Below are 18,666 nucleotides of genomic sequence, written 5' to 3'. Positions count from 1 at the left end.
CCCCAACGACGAGGGCCCCACCTGGACGGGCTGACATTGCCGAAATTCCGGTTATTTCGGGGGTATTGAGCGAGGCGGATCCGGCCCCCGAAAATGTCGGTCGGCCTTTCTAGTCTGGCGCCATGCCTGATGCCGAGCCCACGCCTGAAGAGCTGGCCCGATGCGTTCGTCGAGCCCGGTCGCTGACCGAGGTGGCGTTCTTGCTGGGGCTGCGCAACTCGGGCGGTCGCCGTGCCTCGCTCCGGCGGAAAATCACCTCGCTGGGGATCGACACCAGTCACTTCCGGCGGATGCCTCGGCATAAATACCGGCCCGAGACTCTCGCCGCGGCGGTGGCGGCGTCCACGAGCATCAACGGCGTCCTCGATTACCTGGAAATCCCACGCAGCGGCGGGGCCCACACGCACATCAGCCGCCGTATCAAACTGCTCGGCCTCGATACGTCGCACTTCTCTCATCTGCCGGGGCGTCCGTCGCCCCCTTACCCACGCTTCGATCGCCGTGCGCTCGAAGAGGCGGCCGAGGGGGCGAAGAGCATGCGGCAGATTCTGCGGCGCCTCCACCTCCCAGAAAGCGGGCGATCCCGCGCGGAGGTCCGCCGCCGGCTGCGTGCGTACGGCATCGCGGAGCCCGCCGGTTATCAGCGGATTCGGCTCGGCGAGGCCGAGGTCAGGTCTGCGGCGGCGCGGTCGCGATCGGTGGCGGCCATGATGCGCCTGCTCGGCCTGGAGATCGGTGAGACGAACCGGCGTCGTCTTCTGCGGTGCATCGCGCGTTACGGCATCGACACCTCCCACTTCGTCCGCCAGCCCACCAGCTCGGTGCTGAGCCGGCCACGCAGAGATCCGGCCCGCGTACTCGTCGAACGCCCTCCAGGCTCCGGCCGTACTCCTGGAGCAGTGCTGCGGCGCGCGCTGGCAGAGATCGGCGTGCCCGTGCGCTGCGCGCAGTGCGGCGTTGGGGAAACCTGGCAAGGGCGGCCGCTGACGTTGGAGGTCGATCACGTCAACGGTGACCCGCTCGACAACCGGAGGGAAAACCTGAGATTGCTGTGCCCGAACTGCCATGCGCAAACGGCGACATTCGCCGGAAGAAACAGAAACCAGGCCCGGTGATAAGGGGTGCGGGCGGGGGGACTCGAACCCCCACAGTGTCTCCACCAACAGGACCTAAACCTGCCGCGTATGCCTATTTCGCCACGCCCGCGCAGTCCCCGCCAAAGCGGGCTTGGCATAGTTTAGCGCTCCGTATAGCGCAGGGGAGCAACTCCAACGACAGGCGGTGGCGGAGGAGACGCGACCCTGCGACGCCGCCCCGAGTGCCGGAAGCGACGGACCGTTGTGGCGTGGGATCGTGCGTAGCCTGAGGAGCTCTTTCCGGCAGAGCCGCGCGCGGGCGGTGACCGCCCGTTGGTAACCCTCGCGCAGGTGTGCGTGAGGACCCTCGGGGAGAGCCTCTGCCGAGAGGGCCCGCTCGGTGCGGGCCCTACCCGGTACGCCGTGCTCGGGTCAGGACAGGCCGAGCTTTTTCTTGAGTGAGGCTACGTGGCCGGTTGCCTTCACGTTGTAGAGGGCGTGCTCGATCTTGCCGTCGCCGTCGATGACGAAGGTCGAGCGGATCACGCCGACGACCTCCTTGCCGTACAGCTTCTTGGTGCCGTACGCGCCGTAGGCCTGGTGGACGGACAGGTCGGGGTCGGACAGCAGCGGGAAGGTCAGGGCGTCGCGCTCGGCGAACTTGGCGAGCTTCTCCGGCTTGTCCTTCGACACGCCGAGGACGGCGAAACCTTCGGCGGTGAGCCGGCTCAGGCTGTCGCGGAAGTCGCACGCCTGCTTGGTGCAGCCAGGCGTCATCGCGGCGGGGTAGAAATAGAGGATCACCCGCTTGCCGCGGTAGGCGTCAAGGGAGACGGTGCCGCCGTCGGCGGTGGTGAGCGTGAACTCGGGCGCGGCCTCGCCGGGCGCGAGCTTGGTTTCGGTCAATGGGCCCTCCTGCAGTTCCTCCCGCCCAACTTACCGGCCTGGCCGCCGTGCCGTGGAGCGCGCCGACCTGACAGACTGATCACGACCAGAACGGACGAAGCCCGCACGGAACGTGGCGCGGGCGAGGCGTGCGGTCGAGAGGAGAGCCATGGCTGAGACCGATCCCGACGAGTTGGAGCGGCGGATCGCGCGGACGCGCGCGGAGTTGGCGCGGACGGTCGACGCCATCGCCGACCGGGTGAGCCCCAAGCGGGTCGCCGAACGTACGGTGGCCGACGTCAAAGACCGTGCCGGGCATTTCGTGGCGTCCGTGGGCGATGCGCTGGGGGTCACGCCGCGGCCGGTCGAGTACGGCGACGACGCTCAGCAGGTGTGGGACGAGGAGCGGCCCGACCTGGGGGCGGTGCTGATCGGGGTCGGGGCGGTGCTGGTCGTGGGCGCGGCGATCGTCCTGTGGCGCCGCCGTCGCCGCCGCGTCTGAAACGGCCTTGCGGTCGGCGCGAGCGGTCCCGCGTCTGGTGGCATCCGGCGGGCTTTCGTCCGGTGCGCTTACAGGAAAGTGCGGCCCTCGCCTCGGTAGGTGGGCACCGACTCCACCACCGTGTCGCCGTCGATGAGGTGGAGGGTGTCGAAGCGTTCGCATAGTTCGCCTGCCTTGGCGTGCCGGAACCATACCCGGTCGCCGATCCGCAGGTCCTCGGCCGCCTGGCCGATCAGCGGCGTCTGCACCTCGCCCGCGCCTTCGTCGGGCGCGTATCGCAGGCCGGCCGGCAGGTACGGCTGCGGCAGCCGGCTGGGCCCGGCGGCGCCGGAGGCCGGGTAGCCGCCGCCGAGCACTGTCACGGTGTCGGGAGCGGGGCGGCGTACGACCGGCAGGGCGAACAACGCGGCGGGGCGGCCGGTGAAGCGCCGGTAGAAGTCGAACAGGCGCGGGTGGAAGAATCCCGACCCGGCCGCCACCTCGGTGACGGCCTTCTCGCGTACGGTGCGCTCGACCGACCCGGTGCCGCCGCCGTTGACGAACTCGAGGTCGGCGACGCGGCGTACGGCGTTCACGATGCGTCCGCGGCGCAGGACGAGCTCTCTGGCCGAGCGGGCCTGCATGAGCCGGACGGCGCGGGCGTACAGGGTCCGGCCGGGCGGGTCGTCGCCGACCCCGGCGATCTGGGCCTCGTACGCCATCAGGCCGGTCAGCCGGAACCCGGGCCGCTTGGCGACGGCGGCGGCCAGGTCGGCGGCCTCCTCGGGTTCGCGGACGGGGGAGCGCAGCACGCCCGCCCGGAACCTGCCGCCGAAGGCGACATAGGAGGCGTCGATGTCCAGACATATCCGGATCTCGGACCGCGAAGGCACTCCGGCCACGGCGGCCTCGGCGAAGTCCAGGTGGGCGGGCGAGTCGACCGTGACGGTGATCTCCCGGGCCGCGCGGGCGTCCCCGGCGAGAGCGGCCAGCGCGTGCCGGTCGGCGGTGGGGTAGGCGACGAGGATGTCGGTGAACCCGTGGGAGGCCAGCCAGAGCGCCTCGGGCAGCGTGTACGCCATGACGCCGCGGAAGCCGTCCATGGTGAGGATGCGCTCCAGCAGCGGACGGCTGCGCACGGACTTGCTGGCCACCCGGATGGGCTTGCCCGCGGCACGCCGTACGAGGTCGGCGGCGTTGGCGCGGATGGCCGCCAGGTCGACGGCGGCGAAGGGAGGTTCGAGAGCCGCGGTGGCGCGGTCGTAGCGCTGGCGGTCATCCATACATGCAGCGTAACGACATATCACGCAAATGAACTCGGCTTCGCCGCCGAACCCGTAATGATCGGGCAAACGGGCGGCGAGGGCGCGGTTCTGGCCCGGCGCCACCCGTGTACGTCTGTCGTTGTGATGACCACGCTTCAGCAGATACTGCCCGGTGTCGCAGCCGCCCCGCGGAACACCGGCCTGCGCCGGGCGAGGAAGGTGCTCAGGCCCGCGCGTACCGTTCCGGGGGTCACCGTCGCGCTCGCCCTGGTCGGCGGGCTGGGGGCGACCACTGCGGAGATCGTCTCGGGGCTGCTCGGCGCCCCGCTCGGCTGGGTCCCGGTGAACGAGCTGGTCGAGCTGGCGGGCAGGACGACGTGGCCGGAGGCGGAGACCGCGGCCCTCGCCCTGGCCGGGCTCGGCACGCTGATGCTGCTGCTCGCGGTCGTGCCGGGCCGCTCCAGGCTGGTGCCGGTGGAGACGTCCGACCCGCTGATCGTCATCGGCATCACCCGCCCGGGTCTGCGCCGCACGCTGCGTGCCGCCGCCCAGCAGGTGGCGGGCGTGGACAAGGCCCGGGTACGCCTGCGCCGCCGCACCATCGAGGTCACCGTCATGACCGGTGAGGAGACGCCGGGCTCGATGCTCCGGCAGGTCGGCACCGCCGTGGGCGATCGCCTGGCCGGCGTCGGCACCCTCGGCACCGGCGAGGTCGTCGTCCGCCTGCGCAGGAAGGGCATGTGATGCGTCAGTACGCAGGCAACCGCATCGGCCTGGCGATCGTCGGCGCGACGCTGCTGGGTCTCGGCGCGTACGCGTGGCTACGCGGCCAGGACCGCCTCTTCGACCTGCCCCCGAACGCCAAGGTGCTGCCCGCCCCGTTCCACCGGACACTGGCCGAGGAGCCGTGGCCGCTGTGGATGCTCGCCCTCGCCCTGCTCCTGCTGGCCCTGGTCGCGCTGCGCTGGCTGCTGCTCGCCCTCGGCTGGGGCCGGCGCGGCGCGCACAACGGCACCGGCACCGCCATGCTCTTCGTCGGCCTCAAGGGTGTGGAGGGCCTCGGCCGGGCCGGCGTCCGGGTCGCCGCGGACGGCCTGCGCGTCAGCGTGACGTGCCCGTCGGCGGCCGACGTGGGGTCCGTGGTGAGCAAGCTCGACCAGGACATCGTCGGCCGCATCCGCCGTGAGGTCAGGGACGACGAAACCCCGTCCGTCGTCCGCCTGCACGTGCGTCGTTAGTCAGCACTCGATCACGTTGACGGCCAGGCCGCCGCGTGAGGTCTCCTTGTACTTGTCGAGCATGTCGCGGCCGGTGTCGCGCATGGTTTTGATGGCCTTGTCGAGGGCCACGTAGTGGCGGCCGTCGCCGCGCAGCGCGATGCGGGCCGCCGTGATGGCCTTGTTGGAGGCCACCGCGTTCCGCTCGATGCACGGGATCTGCACGAGGCCGCCGATCGGGTCGCAGGTCAGGCCGAGGTTGTGCTCGATGCCGATCTCGGCGGCGTTCTCCACCTGCTCCGGGGTGCCTCCGAGGACCTCGGTGAGGCCGGCCGAGGCCATCGAGCAGGCCGAGCCCACTTCGCCCTGACAGCCGACCTCGGCGCCGGAGATGGAGGCGTTCTCCTTGAACAGCACGCCGATGGCGCCCGCCGTGAGCAGGAAGCGGATCACGCCCTCGTCGTCGGCGTGGGGGACGAAACGGTTGTAGTACGTCAGGACGGCCGGGATGATGCCGGCGGCGCCGTTGGTCGGCGCGGTGACGATGCGGCCACCGGCGGCGTTCTCCTCGTTGACCGCCAGAGCGAACAGCGCCACCCAGTCCATCGCCTGCAGCGGGTCCTTCTCGGCCGGCTCGGCCTGCAGGCGGCGGTAGAGCTGGTTGGCGCGCCGCCTGACCTTCAGGCCACCCGGCAGGACGCCCTCCTTGGAGATGCCGCGGGCCACGCACTCCGACATGACCTGCCACAGGCGCAGCAGGCCCGCGCGGATCTCCTCCTCGGTGCGGCCGAACGCCTTCTCGTTCTCCAGCATGAGGCCGGAGATCGACAGGCCCGTGCTGGAGCAGAGCTTGAGCAGTTCCTCACCGGTGGTGAAGGGGTGGGGCAGGACGGTGTCGTCGGGCTTGATGCGGTCGGCGCCGGTGGCGTTCTCGTCCACGACGAAGCCGCCGCCGACCGAGAAGTAGACCTTCTCCCGCAGCTTGCCGCCCGCCTGGTCGTACGCGGTGAAGCGCATGCCGTTGGGGTGCTCGGGCAGTGAGATCTTCCGTTCGAAGACGAGGTCCTCGCCGACGACGAAGGGGATCTCGTGGGTGCCGTACAGCTGGACGGTGCCCGATTCGCGCATGGCGGCGATGCGGGCGTCGACGGTGTCGACGTCCACGAGCTCCGGCTTCTCGCCCGACAGGCCCAGCAGGACGGCCTTGTCGCTGCCGTGTCCCTTGCCGGTCAGGCCGAGTGAGCCGTACAGGATGGCCTCGACGCGGGCGACCCGGTCGAGCAGGCCGTCGTGGTGCAGGCCCCGGGCGAACTTGTGCGCCGCGGCCATCGGGCCGCCGGTGTGCGAGCTCGACGGGCCGATGCCGACCTTGAACAGATCGAAGACGCTGATCGCCATTGATGCGCCCTTCGTGTGCGGGCCGGGGCCCGGTCGGGGCCCCGGCTACAAAATTGTCAGGATTCGCCTGAGGTGAGTGCGGTGTACTCCTGCGGCGACAGAAGATCCTCGGGCTCGCCTTCCATGCGCACCCGGAACATCCAGCCCTCGCCGTACGGGTCGCTGTTGACCAGGCTGGGGTCGTCGACGACAGCCTGGTTCACCTCGACGACCTCGCCGCCCACCGGCGTGTAGATCTCGTTCACCGACTTGGTGGACTCCACCTCGCCGATGGAGTCACCATGCTCGACGTTCGTGCCGACGTCGGGGAGCTGCACGTAGACGACGTCACCAAGGGAGTCGGCGGCGAACGCCGTGATGCCCACGGTCACGGTGAGTCCGTCGTCGATACCGGAGACCCACTCGTGTTCCTTGGTGTAGCTCAGGTCGTCAGGGATGTTGCTCACTTGTTCCTCCTGTAAAAGGGCAGCTCGACCAGGTCCACGGGTTCGTGGCTGCCCCGGATGTCCACAGCCAGGCCTGATTCGGCGCCGGTGTCGACATAGGCCATCGCAATGGGCTTTCCCAGGGACTGGGAGGGCGCACCGCTCGTGACCTCGCCGACGACGGCGCCGTCCTTGGTGACCGGGTAGCCGTGACGCGGCACCCGGCGGCCCCGGGCGACCAGCCCGACGAGGCGGCGCTTCGGCGTGTCGTCCTTGACCGCCTCCAGCGCCGACCTGCCGACGAAGTCGCCCGGCTTGTCGAATTTCACCACCCGGCCCAGCCCCGCGTCGAACGGAGTGAGCTCGGCGCTCAGCTCGTTGCCGTACAGCGGCATGCCGGCTTCGAGCCTGAGGGTGTCGCGGCTGGACAGGCCGGCGGGCTTGAGCCCGTACGGCTCGCCGGCCGCGGTGATCGCGTGCCAGAGCGGCACGGCGTCCTGATTGGCGACGAACAGCTCGAACCCGTCCTCGCCGGTGTAGCCGGTGCGGGCGATGAGCGCCCGGCGGCCGTCCACGAGGCCGGGCAGGCCCGCGTAGTACTTGAGCCCACCGAGGTCGGCGTCGGTGAGCGTGGCGAGGATCTCCTGGGAACGGGGTCCCTGGACGGCGATCAGCGCGTACTGGTCGGAGCGATCCTCGACCACCGCGTCGTACGCCTTCGCACGAATTTTGAGCTCATTTCCAACTTTTTCGGAGTTCGAGGCGTTCGCGACGACCATGAACTCCTCGTCCCCGAGCCGGTAGACGATGAGGTCGTCCAGCACCCCGCCGCGCTCGTTGACGATCATGGTGTAGCGGGCCCTGCCGGGCGTCAGCGCCGACAGGTGGCCGACCAGCGCGAAGTCGAGCGCCTCGCCGGCCTGCGGCCCGGTCAGGAAGATCTCGCCCATGTGGGACAGGTCGAACAGCCCGGCCGCTTCGCGTACGGCCCTGTGCTCGGCGGCCTCGCTGCCGTACCGCAGCGGCATGAGCCACCCGGCGAAGTCGGTGAGTGTGGCGCCGAGGCTCTCGTGGACGTCTCGTAGCGGCGTAGGTCGGGACATTTGTCGCACCTCAGGACAGGATCGGATGCCAGCATCCTCCCCCTCTGTCATGGATGCCTGAGAGCTTCGCCCGAGTTTTGCCGGACTTTCACCTTCGGCGAGACCCAGACGGGCCTGCTTTCCAGAGGTCACCTCCGGACGGGAGCTCCGGCCAGGTCAGCAGCCGCACGACGGTGGGCGGCTGTCCGCTTGAGCCGGGTTTCCTGTCCGAGTCCGCGCGGTCCTTTGCCTTGAGAGGTTCGCGGGGAGGGCTTGCTCCTTCAGGGACCACTGACCGGCTGTCAGGGTGCTCTCCCGCGCGGTTTTGCCGGTGATGTCCGTCAGCCTAGTGCCGTGACGGGGGTCTTGTCGCGTCCGGGTGGATTCGGGAGTGACGCACCGGTCGCCTCAGCAGGCCCGCACGAGCGCCTCGAACAGCGCGTCGTCCTCGCCCGCCTCCGGGTGCCACTGCACCGCCAGGGCGAACCCCGGCGTGTCCAGCTCCACGGCCTCGACCGTGCCGTCCTCGGCCGTGGCGGTGACCGTGAGGCCCGGCGCGAGACGGGCGACGGCCTGGTGGTGGTAGTGCGGGACGGTCACCGGCTGCTCGCCGAGGATCTTGGCCAGCCGGGTGCCGGGCACGGCCGTCACCGGCAGGTGCCCGAACCGCCCGGGGGCGGGGGAGTGGCCCGCGTGCCCCACCACGTCGGGCAGGTGCTGGTGCAGGCTCCCGCCGAGCGCGACGTTGAGCACCTGCATCCCGCGGCAGACGCCCAGATACGGCAGGCCCCGGTCGAGGGCCGCCGCGAGCAGCGCGAACTCGGCCTCGTCGCGGAACTCGCGGACGTATCCGGTGCGCTCGTGCGCCGGCTCGCCGTAGCGGGCCGCGTCGATGTCACCGCCGCCGGCCAGCACCAGCCCGTCGAGTCCGCGCAACGCCGAGACCGGCGCGCCGGCCGGCGGCAGCAGCACGGGCTGCCCGCCGGCGCGGACGACCGCCTCCACGTACATGTACGGCAGGAGCGCGACGGTCATGTCCTGCCAGACCGCGAACGTGGCCGGCTCGACGTACGTGGTGATGCCGATGACGGGACGCATGGATCCTTCCTACCGTGGAGTGACGTAGGCGCCGGAGATGCCGCCGTCCACCAGGAACTCGCTGGCCGTGATGAACGAGGCGTCGTCGCTGGCCAGGAACGCCACCGCCGCCGCGATCTCCGACGCCTCGGCGAAACGCCCGACCGGCACGTGCACCAGGCGCCGCTGCGCCCGCTCGGGGTCCTTGGCGAACAGCTCCTGCAGCAGCGGCGTGTTCACCGGGCCGGGGCACAGGGCGTTCACCCGGATGCCCTCGCGGGCGAACTGCACGCCCAGCTCGCGCGACATCGCCAGCACGCCGCCCTTGGAGGCGGTGTAGGAGATCTGCGAGGTCGCCGACCCCATGACCGCGACGAACGACGCGGTGTTGATGATCGAGCCCTTGCCCTGGCGCCGCATGTACGGGATCGCGTGCTTGCAGCACAGGTAGACGCTGGTCAGGTTCACCTCCTGGACGCGGCGCCAGGCGTCGAGACCGGTCTCCAGGATCGAGTCGTCGTCGGGCGGGGAGATGCCGGCGTTGTTGAAGGCGATGTCCACGCTGCCGTAGGACTCGTGGGCGGTGGCGAACATCCTGACGACGTCGTCCTCCACGGTCACGTCGGCCTTGACGAACAGGCCGCCGACGTCGTTCGCGGCCTTGGCGCCCGCGTCCTCGTCGATGTCCGCGCAGACCACCTTCGCGCCCTCGTCGGCGAACCGTCTGGCCGTGGCCAGCCCGATCCCGCTGCCCGCCCCCGTGATGACCGCCACGCGATCCTGCAACCGCCGCATATGTCTACTCCTGGGAAATGAAGACGTTCTTGGTCTCGGTGAACGCCGCCAGGGCGTCCGGGCCGAGTTCCCTGCCGAGGCCCGACTGCTTGAAGCCGCCGAACGGGGTCCAGTAGCGGACCGAGGAGTGGGAGTTCACCGACAGGGCGCCCGACTCGACGGCCCTGGCCACGCGGAGCGCCCGCCCGACGTCGCGGGTCCAGATGGAGCCGCTCAGCCCGTACGGGGTGTCGTTGGCGACGCGTACGGCCTCCGCCTCGTCCTCGAAGCGCGCCACCGACACGACCGGGCCGAAGATCTCCTCGGTGAAGGCCCGGTCGGTGACCTCGGGGGTCAGCACGGTCGGCGGGAACCAGTAGCCCTTGCCCTGCGGGCACGAGCCCTGCAGGTACGGGGTGCCGTCCACGAAGCCGCGTACGCGCTCCAGGTGCTCGGCGCTGATCAGCGGGCCCATCTCGGTGGTTTCGTCGAGCGGGTCGCCGACCTTCACCCCGCGGACGGCCTCGGCCAGGAGCTCCATGAACGCGTCGTACACCGAGGACTGGACGAGGAGGCGGGAGCGGGCGCAGCAGTCCTGGCCTGCGTTGTCGAAAACCGCATAAGGCGCGGTTTTTGCCGCTTTTTCCAGGTCTGCGTCCGCAAAGATGATATTTGCGGACTTGCCGCCCAGCTCCAGCGTGAGCCGCTTCACCTGCGCCCCCGCCTTGGCGGCGATCTCCTTGCCCACCTCGGTCGAGCCGGTGAACACGATCTTGGCGACGTCCGGATGCTCGACCAGGCGGGCCCCCGCGACCTCCCCCTCGCCGGGCAGCACCTGGAGCACCCCTTCGGGCAGCCCCGCGGCGAGCGCCAGCTCGGCCACCCGCAGCGCGGTCAGCGGGGTCCACTCGGCCGGTTTGACGATCACCGTGTTGCCGGCCGCCAGCGCGGGCGCCACCCCCCACGACATGATCAGCATCGGGAAGTTCCACGGCACGATGACCCCGACGACGCCCAGCGGCTCCTGGAACGTGACGTCCACGCCGCCCGGCACCGGGATCTGCCTGCCGTGGTTGCGCTCGGGCGCGCCGGCGTAGAAGTGCAGCACGTCGCGGACGGTGCCGGCCTCCCAGCGGGCGCTGGAGATCGGGTGACCGGCGTTGGCCAGCTCCAGCCGCGCCAGCTCCTCGCCGTGCTCGCCCACCAGGTCGGCGAAGCGCCTCAGCAGCCGCGCCCGGTCGCCGGGGGAGACCTCGCGCCAGGCGGCGTAGGCCCTCCTGGCACGCTCCACCGCCCGGTCGACCTCGGCCGCGTCCGCCATCTCGACGTCGGCGATGACCGCCTCGGTCGCCGGATCAACGATCTGCATCTTCACATCCGTTCGAAACCACGGAACAGCTCCCAGTCCGTCACCGCCGCGTCGAACGCGGCCAGCTCCACCCGCGCGTTGTTGGCGTAGTGCGCCACCACCTCGTCGCCGAACGCCTCCCTGGCCAGCTTCGACCCCTCGAACAGCGCCAGCGCGTCGCGCAGCGTGTGCGGCACGGTCTCGGCGCCGGAGGTGTAGGCGTTGCCCTCGTAAGGGGCCTCCAGCGGCAGCTCGGCGTCGATGCCGTGCAGCCCCGCCGCCACCAGCGCCGCCACCGCGAGGTACGGGTTGACGTCGCCGCCGGGCACGCGGTTCTCCACGCGCAGCGAGGCGCCGTGGCCCACGAGCCGCAGCGCGCAGGTCCGGTTGTCGACCCCCCACTTGACGGCCGTGGGGGCGAAGCTGCCGGGGACGTACCGCTTGTAGGAGTTGATGTTGGGGGCGTACAGGAGAGTCAGCTCGCGCAGGCAGGCGAGTTGACCGGCGACGAAGCGGGCGCCGAGCGGCGAGAGCCCATACGGCCCTTCCCCCGCCATCACCGGGTCGCCGTCGCGGGCGCGCAGTGAGACGTGGATGTGGCAGGAGTTGCCCTCGCGGTCGTTGGGCTTGGCCATGAACGTGATCGACCGGCCCTCCTGGGCGGCGATCTCCTTGGCTCCGGTCTTGTAGACCACGTGGTTGTCGCACGTGCGCAGCGCCTCGCAGAAGCGGAAGGCGATCTCGTGCTGGCCGAGGTTGCACTCGCCCTTCGCCGACTCGACGTACAGGCCCGCGCCCTCCATCTCGCGCCGGATCCGGCGCAGCAGCGGCTCGATGCGGCCGGTGCCGAGCAGCGAATAGTCGACGTTGTACAGGTTCGCCGGCGTCAGGTCGCGGTACGCGCGCCGCCACGCCTGCTCGTAGCTGTCGTCGTAGACCACGAACTCCAGCTCGGTGCCGACGTACGCGGCAAGGCCCCGCTCGGCCAGCCGGTCGAGCTGCCCGCGCAGGATCTGGCGCGGCGAGGCGGCCACGTCGGAGCCGTCCTGCCAGGCCAGGTCGGCCATCACCAGCGCGGTGCCCTCGTGCCAGGGCACCCGGCGCAGCGTGGCGAGGTCGGGCTTCATCACGAAGTCGCCGTACCCGCGCTCCCATGACGACATCGCGTAGCCGGGCACGGTGTTCATGTCGACGTCGACCGCGAGCAGGTAGTTGCACCCTTCGGAGCCGTGGTGCAGCACCTCGTCGAGGAAGTAGCGGGCGGACAGCCGCTTGCCCTGCAGCCTGCCCTGCATGTCGGCGATCGCGAGCAGCACGGTGTCGATGCGCCCGATGGCCACCTCGTCGCGCAGCTCGTGGACGGACAGGAACCCCGTGGTCGCTGGATCGCTCACGCTACGCCGCTCCGATCTGGCCTGACGCGCTTTCCCGTTGATTGGGCTAGTCTCAGACCATTGATCAGTATGTCGGGATCGCTTGTCAAGGCCTGAGGACACGTTGGACGAGTCGGCGCGATTGATGACGGTGTTGCGCCCGGTGAGGGCGGGCAACGCCTTCGAGGAGACCGTGGAGCGGCTGCTCCAGGCGATCAAACTCGGCGTGGTCGCGAAGGGCGGCAAACTCCCTCCCGAGCGCGAGCTGGCCGCCCGGCTCGGCATCAGCCGGGTGACGTTGCGCGAGGCCATCAGGGCGCTGTCCGAGGCGGGCTATCTCGACGTGCGCCGCGGCCGTTACGGCGGCGCGTTCGTCACGTACGAGCCGTCCGAGCCCGACCCCGGCGACCTGCGCCAGGCCGTCAAGGAGATGGGCAGGGCCGAGCTGTCGGACGCGCTCACCTTCCGGCTGGCCGTGGAGAGCGGTGCGGCGCAGGTGCTGGCCACCACCGAGCTCACCGGCGAGCAGCGTGACCTGCTGCTGCGCCGGCTCTCCGACCTCAACGGGGCCGGCCTGGAGGACTACCGCCGCCTCGACACGGCCTTCCACCTGTCCATCGCGGAGCTGACCGGCTCGACCCGGCTCGCCACGACGTGCGCGGACGCCCGTTCGCGGGTCAGCGACCTGCTGAACGCCATCCCGATGCTGCACGTCAACCTGGAGCACTCCGCGCTGCAGCACCGCGCCATCGCCGAGGCCATCCTGGCCGGCGATCCCGACGCGGCCCGGCGGGCGGTCGCGGAGCACCTGGAAGGCACCGCCGCGCTGCTTCGGGCATTCCTCACATGACGCAGATCAGAGGTGTACGGCTCGTACCATCGAAGCCAGAGTCATGGGCAACTGGTTCCAGCAGAACATCATCGCCACAGGACGGCTGCCGCTGTTCTGTTTCTTCGTCATGCTCATCGCGGCGTTCATCGCCACCCGCATCAACGTCCGGCTGATCCGGGCCAAGATCGGCTGGTTCCGCAACATCAACGTGGGCGAGATGCACATCCACCACGTGGTGTTCGGCGTGGTGCTGATGCTGGTCGGCGGCGTCACCATGCTCGTCGTCCCGCCGGGCTCGCAGATCGGCACGGCCGTCGCGGCGTCGGTGTTCGGGGTGGGGTCCGCTCTCGTGCTCGACGAGTTCGCGCTGATCCTGCACCTGCACGACGTCTACTGGGAGGAGGAGGGGCGCACGTCGGTCGACGCGGTGTTCATCGCGGTCGCCGTCACCGGCCTGCTGCTCATCGGTCTGCGTCCGCTCACCTGGGACTACGGCACCCCGCTCGCGCCCGCCGCGCTCATCGTGGGCAACCTGCTGCTCGCCGTCGTCACGCTGCTCAAGGGCAAGATCTGGACGGGGATGGCGGGGCTGTTCGTGCCGCCGATGCTCGTGGTCGGCGCCTTCCGGCTGGCGCGGCCGGGCTCCCCGTGGGCGCGCTGGTTCTTCGCCAGGCGGTCGCCGCGGAAGATGGCCCGGGCCATCCACCGGGAGGACCGGTGGCGCCGTCCGGTGATCAGGGTCAAGATCACGTTCCAGGAGTTCCTGTCCGGCCGCCACGACCTCCCCTCCACCCGCCGCACCCGTCGGCAGACGTGACCCATGGCGCTTCCTCCGCTCCACGAAGGACTGGCCCTTCCTCCTTTCCAGCGGCGCCTGGTGGAGGCCGTGGCCGCCGTCGGTGAGCGTTACGGGCTGGCGCTCGCGGGCGTTCACGCGCTGCGGGCGCACGGTCTCACCGATCGGATGGGCGACGACCTCGTCTTCGCGACCGCGGGGGAGACGCCGCTGCCCGATGTCGCGGAGGACGTCGCCGGCGCGCTGCGGGAGGCGGGCCTGGAGGCGGCGATCGCCGAGGTGACGGCCCGCGCCGGCCGCCTCACGGCAGAGGACGCCGTCACCCGCGAGACGTGCGTGATCCACCTCCTGCGTGAGGCGCTTCAGCGGGCCCCGGTCGCCTGCGAAGGGTTGCCCGTGCTCGCGGCCGAAGACGCCTCGTCACCCGCGCCTTCCACGAGCGGGGCCTCGTCGCCGACTTCGTCGACGTCGCCGCGCTCGCCGCCCGCTTCTCCCACCGCGACCTCGAACGGCTCGCCCTGCTGCACGACGACGACTTCTCGGCCTCCGAGCTGCTGGCGCGGCTGGAGTTCCTCGACACGGTGCCCGACGAGGCGTACGGGGTGGACGAGGAACGGATCGGGGAGATCCGGCGGTTCGCCCGCGGGTGGGTCGAGGACATCAAGGTGCGGCGGGTCGAGGACGGTGACGCCGACTACGACGATCCGGACATACCCGAGGTCGACTGAGCCCACGGGGTGAGCGCGGGGCGCTTGGCGGTGCGGCCGTCGCTGGACGAGCGTCCGAGCAGCCGGCGGCCGATCCACGGGCCGAGGAATGTCACGATCCACCTCAGCTCGGCCGCCGCCGTCCGCCAGCCGGCCGGCGGGGGCAGGGGCGGCAGCGGGCGCGTCCAGGAGTCGTCGGGCAGGCCGAGGGCGCACGCCACGGCGGCGGCGAAGCGGGCGTGGCCTTCCGGGCAGGCGTGCAGGCGGTCGGGGCTCCACATGCGGGCGTCCGTGAAGACCTCCATCGGGTACGTGTCCACCACCGTGACCCCGTGGCGGGCGGCGGCGGCGCGGATGCGGGTGTTGAGGTCGAGCACGCGCGGCGCGAGCGGACGGGCCAGCGGCATGATTCGCCCGATGTCAGGAAATGTCACACCGATCACGTGGGCGCCCGCGGCCGTCAGCGCCGCGTACATGTCCTCGATCGCCTCCGCCACCCGCGCGGCGTCGAAGCGGGGGCGGGTGAGGTCGTTCATCCCGGCCATGACCGTGGCCAGGTCGGGGCGCAGTCGCAGCGCGACGGACAGCTGCTCGTCCCTGATCTGGCGCGCCAGCGTCCCGCGGACCGCGAGGTTGGCGTAGAGCAGGCCGGGCTCGGCGACGGCGAGCCGCTCGGCGAGGCGGTCGGCCCAGCCGCGGTGACCGCCGGCGTCGTCGCCGTCGCCCAGGCCCTCCGTCTGGCTGTCGCCGAGCGCGACATACCGCGTGTAGGGGGTCATGGCGTCCTTCCTTCGGTACGGGCCGCGCGCTCGGTCAGCGTCCGCGCGGTCTGGAGGCACCAGTCGTGCGTCTCGCGCTCCAGCCGGCATCCCGCCAGGCAGGACAGGTAGGGGCCGACGTGCTCGCCCTCGCGCAGGAACGTCTCCTCGTCCAGGTCGCCGCGCAGGCGGGCGAGGATCTGCCGGAAGAGGTCGAGCTTGGCGGCCGCCTCCCGCGCCCGCTCGCGGAGCTGGGCGATCACGGGAGCGGGGTCGAGCCGGTCCACGGCGTGCACCTTCACCACCAGGTCGTCGCGGATGAGCAGGGGCTTCGCCGGGGCCGCCGCGAAGGCTGTCAGCTCGCCGAGCCCGGCCTCGGTGACCGTGAACACCCGCTTGTTGGGCCGTCCCTTCTGGACGACCTCCCGCCCCGTGATCAGGCCGTCGGCCTCCAGGCGGGTCAGCTCGGCGTAGAGCTGCTGGGGGGCGGCGTACCAGAAGTTCGAGACGCCGACATCGAAGATCTTGGTCAGCTGGTAGCCGCTGTATTCGCCGCCGAGCAGCGCCGCCAGCACCGCGTGCTTGAGAGCCATCGCCTAGCGATAGTCATCGATATGAGTAGTCATGGACATGACTATAGGGTGCTCGGGACAACCGGTCCAGGGTCAGTGGCGCCGCCTGACCTCGGGTGCTCGGTCGAGCGTCCGAGGCTAGAGGGTGGTCACCGAGCGGAGGACGAGGCCGGCGCCGAGGAGGACGACCATGGCGGCGGTGCCCGTCGGGGCCAGGGCCGAGACCCGGGCGGCCAGGCGCCGGCCGGTTGCGGCGCGGTGCTCCAGGCGGTCCACCAGCTTGACCAGGAGCAGGCCGGTGACGGTGAGGGTGGCGGCCATGCCGACGCCGTACGCGGTGACCAGCGCCACCCCGAACCACGTGCGGCCGAGGGCGATCGCGCCGAGCAGCACGATCAGCGCCGACGGGCTCGGCACGATCCCGCCCGCCACACCGAGCCCGATGAGTCCGGCCCGCTTGGTCGCGGCATGCCCGTGCCCGTGCCCGTGCCCGTGATCGGTGGCGCGGCGGGTGGTGAGCAGGAGCCGGAGGCCGATGACGGCGATCAGGACGCCGCCGGCCACCCCCAGCCAGGACAGGACGGACTCCCCGGCCAGCGCCGTGAACGCCGACAGGAGCAAGCCCACCACCAGCACTCCGGCCGTGTGGGTGGCCGTCACCGTCGCGCCCACCACCAGCGCGTCGCGCGGTCGTCCCCGCCGTCCGGCCAGATACGCGGCCATGACGGTCTTGCCGTGTCCCGGGATCAGCGCGTGGCCGGCGCCGAGCACCACCGCCAGGCCGACCGCCAGCAGGCCCAGTGGAGCCGTCAGCCGGTCCGAGCCGATCAGGCCGGTGAACGTCCGGTCCAGCGCGGCCAGCGCGTCGCCGACGGGGCCGCCGATCCCGACCCCGCCCCTCGCCGCTCCAGGGGAGACTCCGGTGCCGGAGAGGGTGAGGGTGGCGGTGCGCCGGTCGAGCGGGTCCGCCAGCAGGTCCTCCGGGTACGCCCGCAGCTCCCGGCTCACGCTGGTCGCGGGCACCGACGAGCTCAGGCGGACGCCCTCGCCGACGGCGGTGATCTCGCGCCACCCGATCCGCTCCTGCTCGAACCCGTCGGTGAACGCGACGGTCTCCGAGGCGCGGACCGCGGCGGCGAGCCGGCAGGTCAGGCGGCTGGTACGCAGACCGCCCTCGCCCGGCTCGTACGCGAAGGACGACTCCGTCACCCGCCACGGCACCGTACGGCCGTCCACGACGAGCCGCTGGGCGGCGGCCAGGGCGGCGCAGCGGCGGGCCGCGTACGTGCCGTTCACCTGGGTCTCGGCCTGCAGGGTGGGCACCTCGGCCAGGTCCACGACGGCGAGGTTGCGCACCTCTGACGGTGAGATCCGCAGCCCGTTGTAGTGGTTGACGGTGAACGTGCCGAGCGGGTGGGCCGCGGCGGTCGCCGGGACGGTCAGCGCCTGGGCCGCGCTCGGCAGGAAACCCGACGCGAGCAGCAGGCCCGCCGCGACGGGGAGGAGGAACCGTCTCATGAGTGCCTCGCGAGTGCTGGGAGGGCCGGGTCGAAGTCCGGGTCGATGCGGGTGGGGCGGCCGAGGGACCGCTCGATGCGGGCGCGGTGGTAGGCGATCAGCGCGTTGCGCCAGCCCGTCGCGGTGGCCTTCTTCGCGTACGGCAGAGCCTCGGCCGGCTTGCCCGCCTTGAACAGGGCCCAGGCGAGAGCGTCGGCGGCGACGAGGTTGGGGTTGCGGGCGTACTCGGCCCTGGCGTGTTCGACGGCGCGGACCGGGTCGCCGTGGTCGGCCTCGAACTCGGCCCACGTCAGGTCGTCGCGCACCCCCGCGGCCTCGAACAGCCGGCGCTGGGCCTTGAGGAGCGTCCAGTCGGCGTTCAGGCCCGCCTTGAGACGGGTCTCGCCCTGTTCGATGAGGTACTGGGGGAGCGGGAGCCGTTCGACGACGGTCTCGTAGAGGGCGAGCGCCTCGGGAAGGCGGCCGCTGAGGGCCGCGGCCCTGGCCTGGCCGGCGAGGGCGGGCCTGTAGGCCGGATATGCCCGCAGGGCCTCGGCGTACCGGTCGGCGGCCGTGGCCGGGTCGCCGGAGTGCAGGGCGAGCTCGCCCAGGTAGTGGCGGGTGTAGGCGAGGTCGGCGGGTGTCCAGGCGTCGGCGTGGGCGTACTCCAGGTAACGGCGTGCCTCGTCCGTGTCGCCGCGCAGCTCGGCCGCGTACGAGGCGCGGGAGAAGGCGGCGACGCCGGGGCGCAGCTCCGTCATCCGGTCCACGGCCCGCTGGGCTGCGGGCAGGTCGCCGAGCTGTAGTACGAGGGGTCGCCGGTGATCCGGGCCTGGTCCACGTACTGGATGCCGAGCTCGGCCCAGCCTCGGTGGTCGTTCGGCAGGCGTCTGAGCCGCTCCTGCGGCGTCTCACGGAACGGCGCGGCCGCCACGGGCGCGGGTGTGGGCGCGGCGACGAACGAAAGGACGGTGAAGGCCATCGCCCCGACGAGGGCGACTCCAACGGCGATCGCGAAGGCACGCATGTCCGAAGGGCTCCAGGTGGTGGATGGGGGTGGCCGGTCCGCGACGGGACGCACGGCCGGCCTGGCCCCCGTGGGG

At 71.4% G+C, this 18,666-nt stretch carries 21 protein-coding genes, 1 tRNA gene and 2 riboswitches; of the genes, 6 read left to right on the top strand and 16 right to left on the bottom strand.

Annotation, left to right across the window (positions count from 1 at the left end; genetic code table 11):
* Positions 1 to 122: 122 nt before the first annotated feature.
* Positions 123 to 1,115 (top strand): HNH endonuclease signature motif containing protein, encoded by a 993-nt coding sequence (locus E1286_RS36660; RefSeq protein WP_132620097.1) that lies wholly within the window; start codon positions 123 to 125, stop codon positions 1,113 to 1,115.
* A 7-nt stretch (positions 1,116 to 1,122) separates the two neighbouring features.
* Here the strand turns inward: E1286_RS36660 and E1286_RS36655 are convergent.
* Positions 1,123 to 1,206 (bottom strand) — tRNA-Leu (locus tag E1286_RS36655).
* 302 nt (positions 1,207 to 1,508) lie between these two features.
* Positions 1,509 to 1,982: a thioredoxin-dependent thiol peroxidase gene (gene bcp, locus E1286_RS36650; RefSeq protein ID WP_132620095.1), complete on the bottom strand. Its 474-nt coding sequence runs from the start codon at positions 1,980 to 1,982 to the stop codon at positions 1,509 to 1,511.
* 148 nt (positions 1,983 to 2,130) lie between these two features.
* Here bcp and E1286_RS36645 point away from each other — a divergent pair, with 148 nt between their 5' ends.
* Complete coding sequence (locus E1286_RS36645) at positions 2,131 to 2,463, top strand: DUF3618 domain-containing protein (protein WP_132620093.1); 333 nt, start codon at positions 2,131 to 2,133, stop codon at positions 2,461 to 2,463.
* A gap of 68 nt (positions 2,464 to 2,531) precedes the next feature.
* Here E1286_RS36645 and E1286_RS36640 read toward each other — a convergent pair whose 3' ends face one another.
* Positions 2,532 to 3,725 carry an amino acid deaminase/aldolase gene (locus E1286_RS36640; protein WP_132620091.1) on the bottom strand — a complete coding sequence of 398 codons (1,194 nt, stop codon included), beginning with the start codon at positions 3,723 to 3,725 and terminating at the stop codon, positions 2,532 to 2,534.
* Positions 3,726 to 3,851: 126 nt separating this feature from the next.
* On the opposite strand from E1286_RS36640, the gene E1286_RS36635 reads away from it, so the two are divergent.
* Positions 3,852 to 4,451, top strand: coding sequence for a DUF6286 domain-containing protein (locus tag E1286_RS36635; protein ID WP_132620089.1), 600 nt, complete (start codon positions 3,852 to 3,854; stop codon positions 4,449 to 4,451).
* Positions 4,451 to 4,945, top strand: coding sequence for a hypothetical protein (locus E1286_RS36630; RefSeq protein ID WP_132620088.1), 495 nt, complete (start codon positions 4,451 to 4,453; stop codon positions 4,943 to 4,945). The genes E1286_RS36635 and E1286_RS36630 overlap by 1 nt, the downstream gene beginning before the upstream one ends.
* Here E1286_RS36630 and E1286_RS36625 read toward each other — a convergent pair whose 3' ends face one another.
* The 7 genes from E1286_RS36625 to E1286_RS36595 all read right to left on the bottom strand — a co-directional run bounded on the left by E1286_RS36625 (position 4,946) and on the right by E1286_RS36595 (position 12,422).
* On the bottom strand, positions 4,946 to 6,322 hold the full coding sequence (locus tag E1286_RS36625) for an L-serine ammonia-lyase (protein WP_132620086.1): 1,377 nt from the start codon (positions 6,320 to 6,322) through the stop codon (positions 4,946 to 4,948).
* Positions 6,323 to 6,378: 56 nt separating this feature from the next.
* Positions 6,379 to 6,768, bottom strand: a complete 390-nt coding sequence (gene gcvH, locus E1286_RS36620) for a glycine cleavage system protein GcvH (protein ID WP_132620084.1) — start codon at positions 6,766 to 6,768, stop codon at positions 6,379 to 6,381.
* Positions 6,765 to 7,850 (bottom strand): glycine cleavage system aminomethyltransferase GcvT, encoded by a 1,086-nt coding sequence (gene gcvT / locus E1286_RS36615; RefSeq protein WP_132620082.1) that lies wholly within the window; start codon positions 7,848 to 7,850, stop codon positions 6,765 to 6,767. The genes gcvH and gcvT overlap by 4 nt, the downstream gene beginning before the upstream one ends.
* 34 nt (positions 7,851 to 7,884) lie before the next feature.
* Positions 7,885 to 7,985, bottom strand: a riboswitch (glycine riboswitch).
* 73 nt (positions 7,986 to 8,058) lie between these two features.
* Positions 8,059 to 8,157, bottom strand: a riboswitch (glycine riboswitch).
* An 80-nt stretch (positions 8,158 to 8,237) separates the two neighbouring features.
* On the bottom strand, positions 8,238 to 8,927 hold the full coding sequence (locus E1286_RS36610) for a gamma-glutamyl-gamma-aminobutyrate hydrolase family protein (RefSeq protein WP_132620080.1): 690 nt from the start codon (positions 8,925 to 8,927) through the stop codon (positions 8,238 to 8,240).
* A 9-nt stretch (positions 8,928 to 8,936) separates the two neighbouring features.
* Positions 8,937 to 9,701: a 3-oxoacyl-ACP reductase gene (locus E1286_RS36605; RefSeq protein WP_132620078.1), complete on the bottom strand. Its 765-nt coding sequence runs from the start codon at positions 9,699 to 9,701 to the stop codon at positions 8,937 to 8,939.
* A 4-nt stretch (positions 9,702 to 9,705) separates the two neighbouring features.
* On the bottom strand, positions 9,706 to 11,049 hold the full coding sequence (locus E1286_RS36600; RefSeq protein ID WP_132620076.1) for an aldehyde dehydrogenase family protein: 1,344 nt from the start codon (positions 11,047 to 11,049) through the stop codon (positions 9,706 to 9,708).
* A 2-nt stretch (positions 11,050 to 11,051) separates the two neighbouring features.
* A complete protein-coding gene (locus tag E1286_RS36595; RefSeq protein WP_165970077.1) occupies positions 11,052 to 12,422 on the bottom strand; it encodes a glutamine synthetase family protein in 1,371 nt (456 codons plus the stop codon).
* A gap of 124 nt (positions 12,423 to 12,546) precedes the next feature.
* Here E1286_RS36595 and E1286_RS36590 point away from each other — a divergent pair, with 124 nt between their 5' ends.
* Complete coding sequence (locus E1286_RS36590; protein ID WP_132620074.1) at positions 12,547 to 13,251, top strand: FadR/GntR family transcriptional regulator; 705 nt, start codon at positions 12,547 to 12,549, stop codon at positions 13,249 to 13,251.
* Between the two features lie 43 nt (positions 13,252 to 13,294).
* Positions 13,295 to 14,050, top strand: a complete 756-nt coding sequence (locus tag E1286_RS36585) for a hypothetical protein (protein ID WP_132620072.1) — start codon at positions 13,295 to 13,297, stop codon at positions 14,048 to 14,050.
* Positions 14,051 to 14,391: 341 nt separating this feature from the next.
* Here E1286_RS36585 and E1286_RS48385 read toward each other — a convergent pair whose 3' ends face one another.
* The 6 genes from E1286_RS48385 to E1286_RS36555 form a co-directional block, all read right to left on the bottom strand.
* Positions 14,392 to 14,763, bottom strand: a complete 372-nt coding sequence (locus E1286_RS48385; protein WP_165970076.1) for a hypothetical protein — start codon at positions 14,761 to 14,763, stop codon at positions 14,392 to 14,394.
* On the bottom strand, positions 14,724 to 15,515 hold the full coding sequence (locus E1286_RS36575) for an SGNH/GDSL hydrolase family protein (RefSeq protein WP_132620070.1): 792 nt from the start codon (positions 15,513 to 15,515) through the stop codon (positions 14,724 to 14,726). The genes E1286_RS48385 and E1286_RS36575 overlap by 40 nt, the downstream gene beginning before the upstream one ends.
* Positions 15,512 to 16,087, bottom strand: a complete 576-nt coding sequence (locus E1286_RS36570; protein ID WP_132620068.1) for a PadR family transcriptional regulator — start codon at positions 16,085 to 16,087, stop codon at positions 15,512 to 15,514. Before E1286_RS36570 ends, E1286_RS36575 begins: the two co-directional genes overlap by 4 nt.
* A gap of 117 nt (positions 16,088 to 16,204) precedes the next feature.
* Complete coding sequence (locus E1286_RS36565; protein ID WP_132620066.1) at positions 16,205 to 17,584, bottom strand: nickel/cobalt transporter; 1,380 nt, start codon at positions 17,582 to 17,584, stop codon at positions 16,205 to 16,207.
* Positions 17,581 to 18,324: a tetratricopeptide repeat protein gene (locus E1286_RS36560; RefSeq protein ID WP_132620064.1), complete on the bottom strand. Its 744-nt coding sequence runs from the start codon at positions 18,322 to 18,324 to the stop codon at positions 17,581 to 17,583. Before E1286_RS36560 ends, E1286_RS36565 begins: the two co-directional genes overlap by 4 nt.
* A partial coding sequence (locus E1286_RS36555) for a hypothetical protein (RefSeq protein WP_223190774.1) occupies positions 18,321 to 18,666 on the bottom strand: 346 nt, incomplete at its 5' end. The genes E1286_RS36555 and E1286_RS36560, both read right to left, overlap by 4 nt.

This window comes from Nonomuraea terrae (assembly GCF_004348995.1).
Taxonomy (GTDB): domain Bacteria; phylum Actinomycetota; class Actinomycetes; order Streptosporangiales; family Streptosporangiaceae; genus Nonomuraea; species Nonomuraea terrae.
This window is presented reverse-complemented; position numbering and strand designations above follow the sequence as displayed.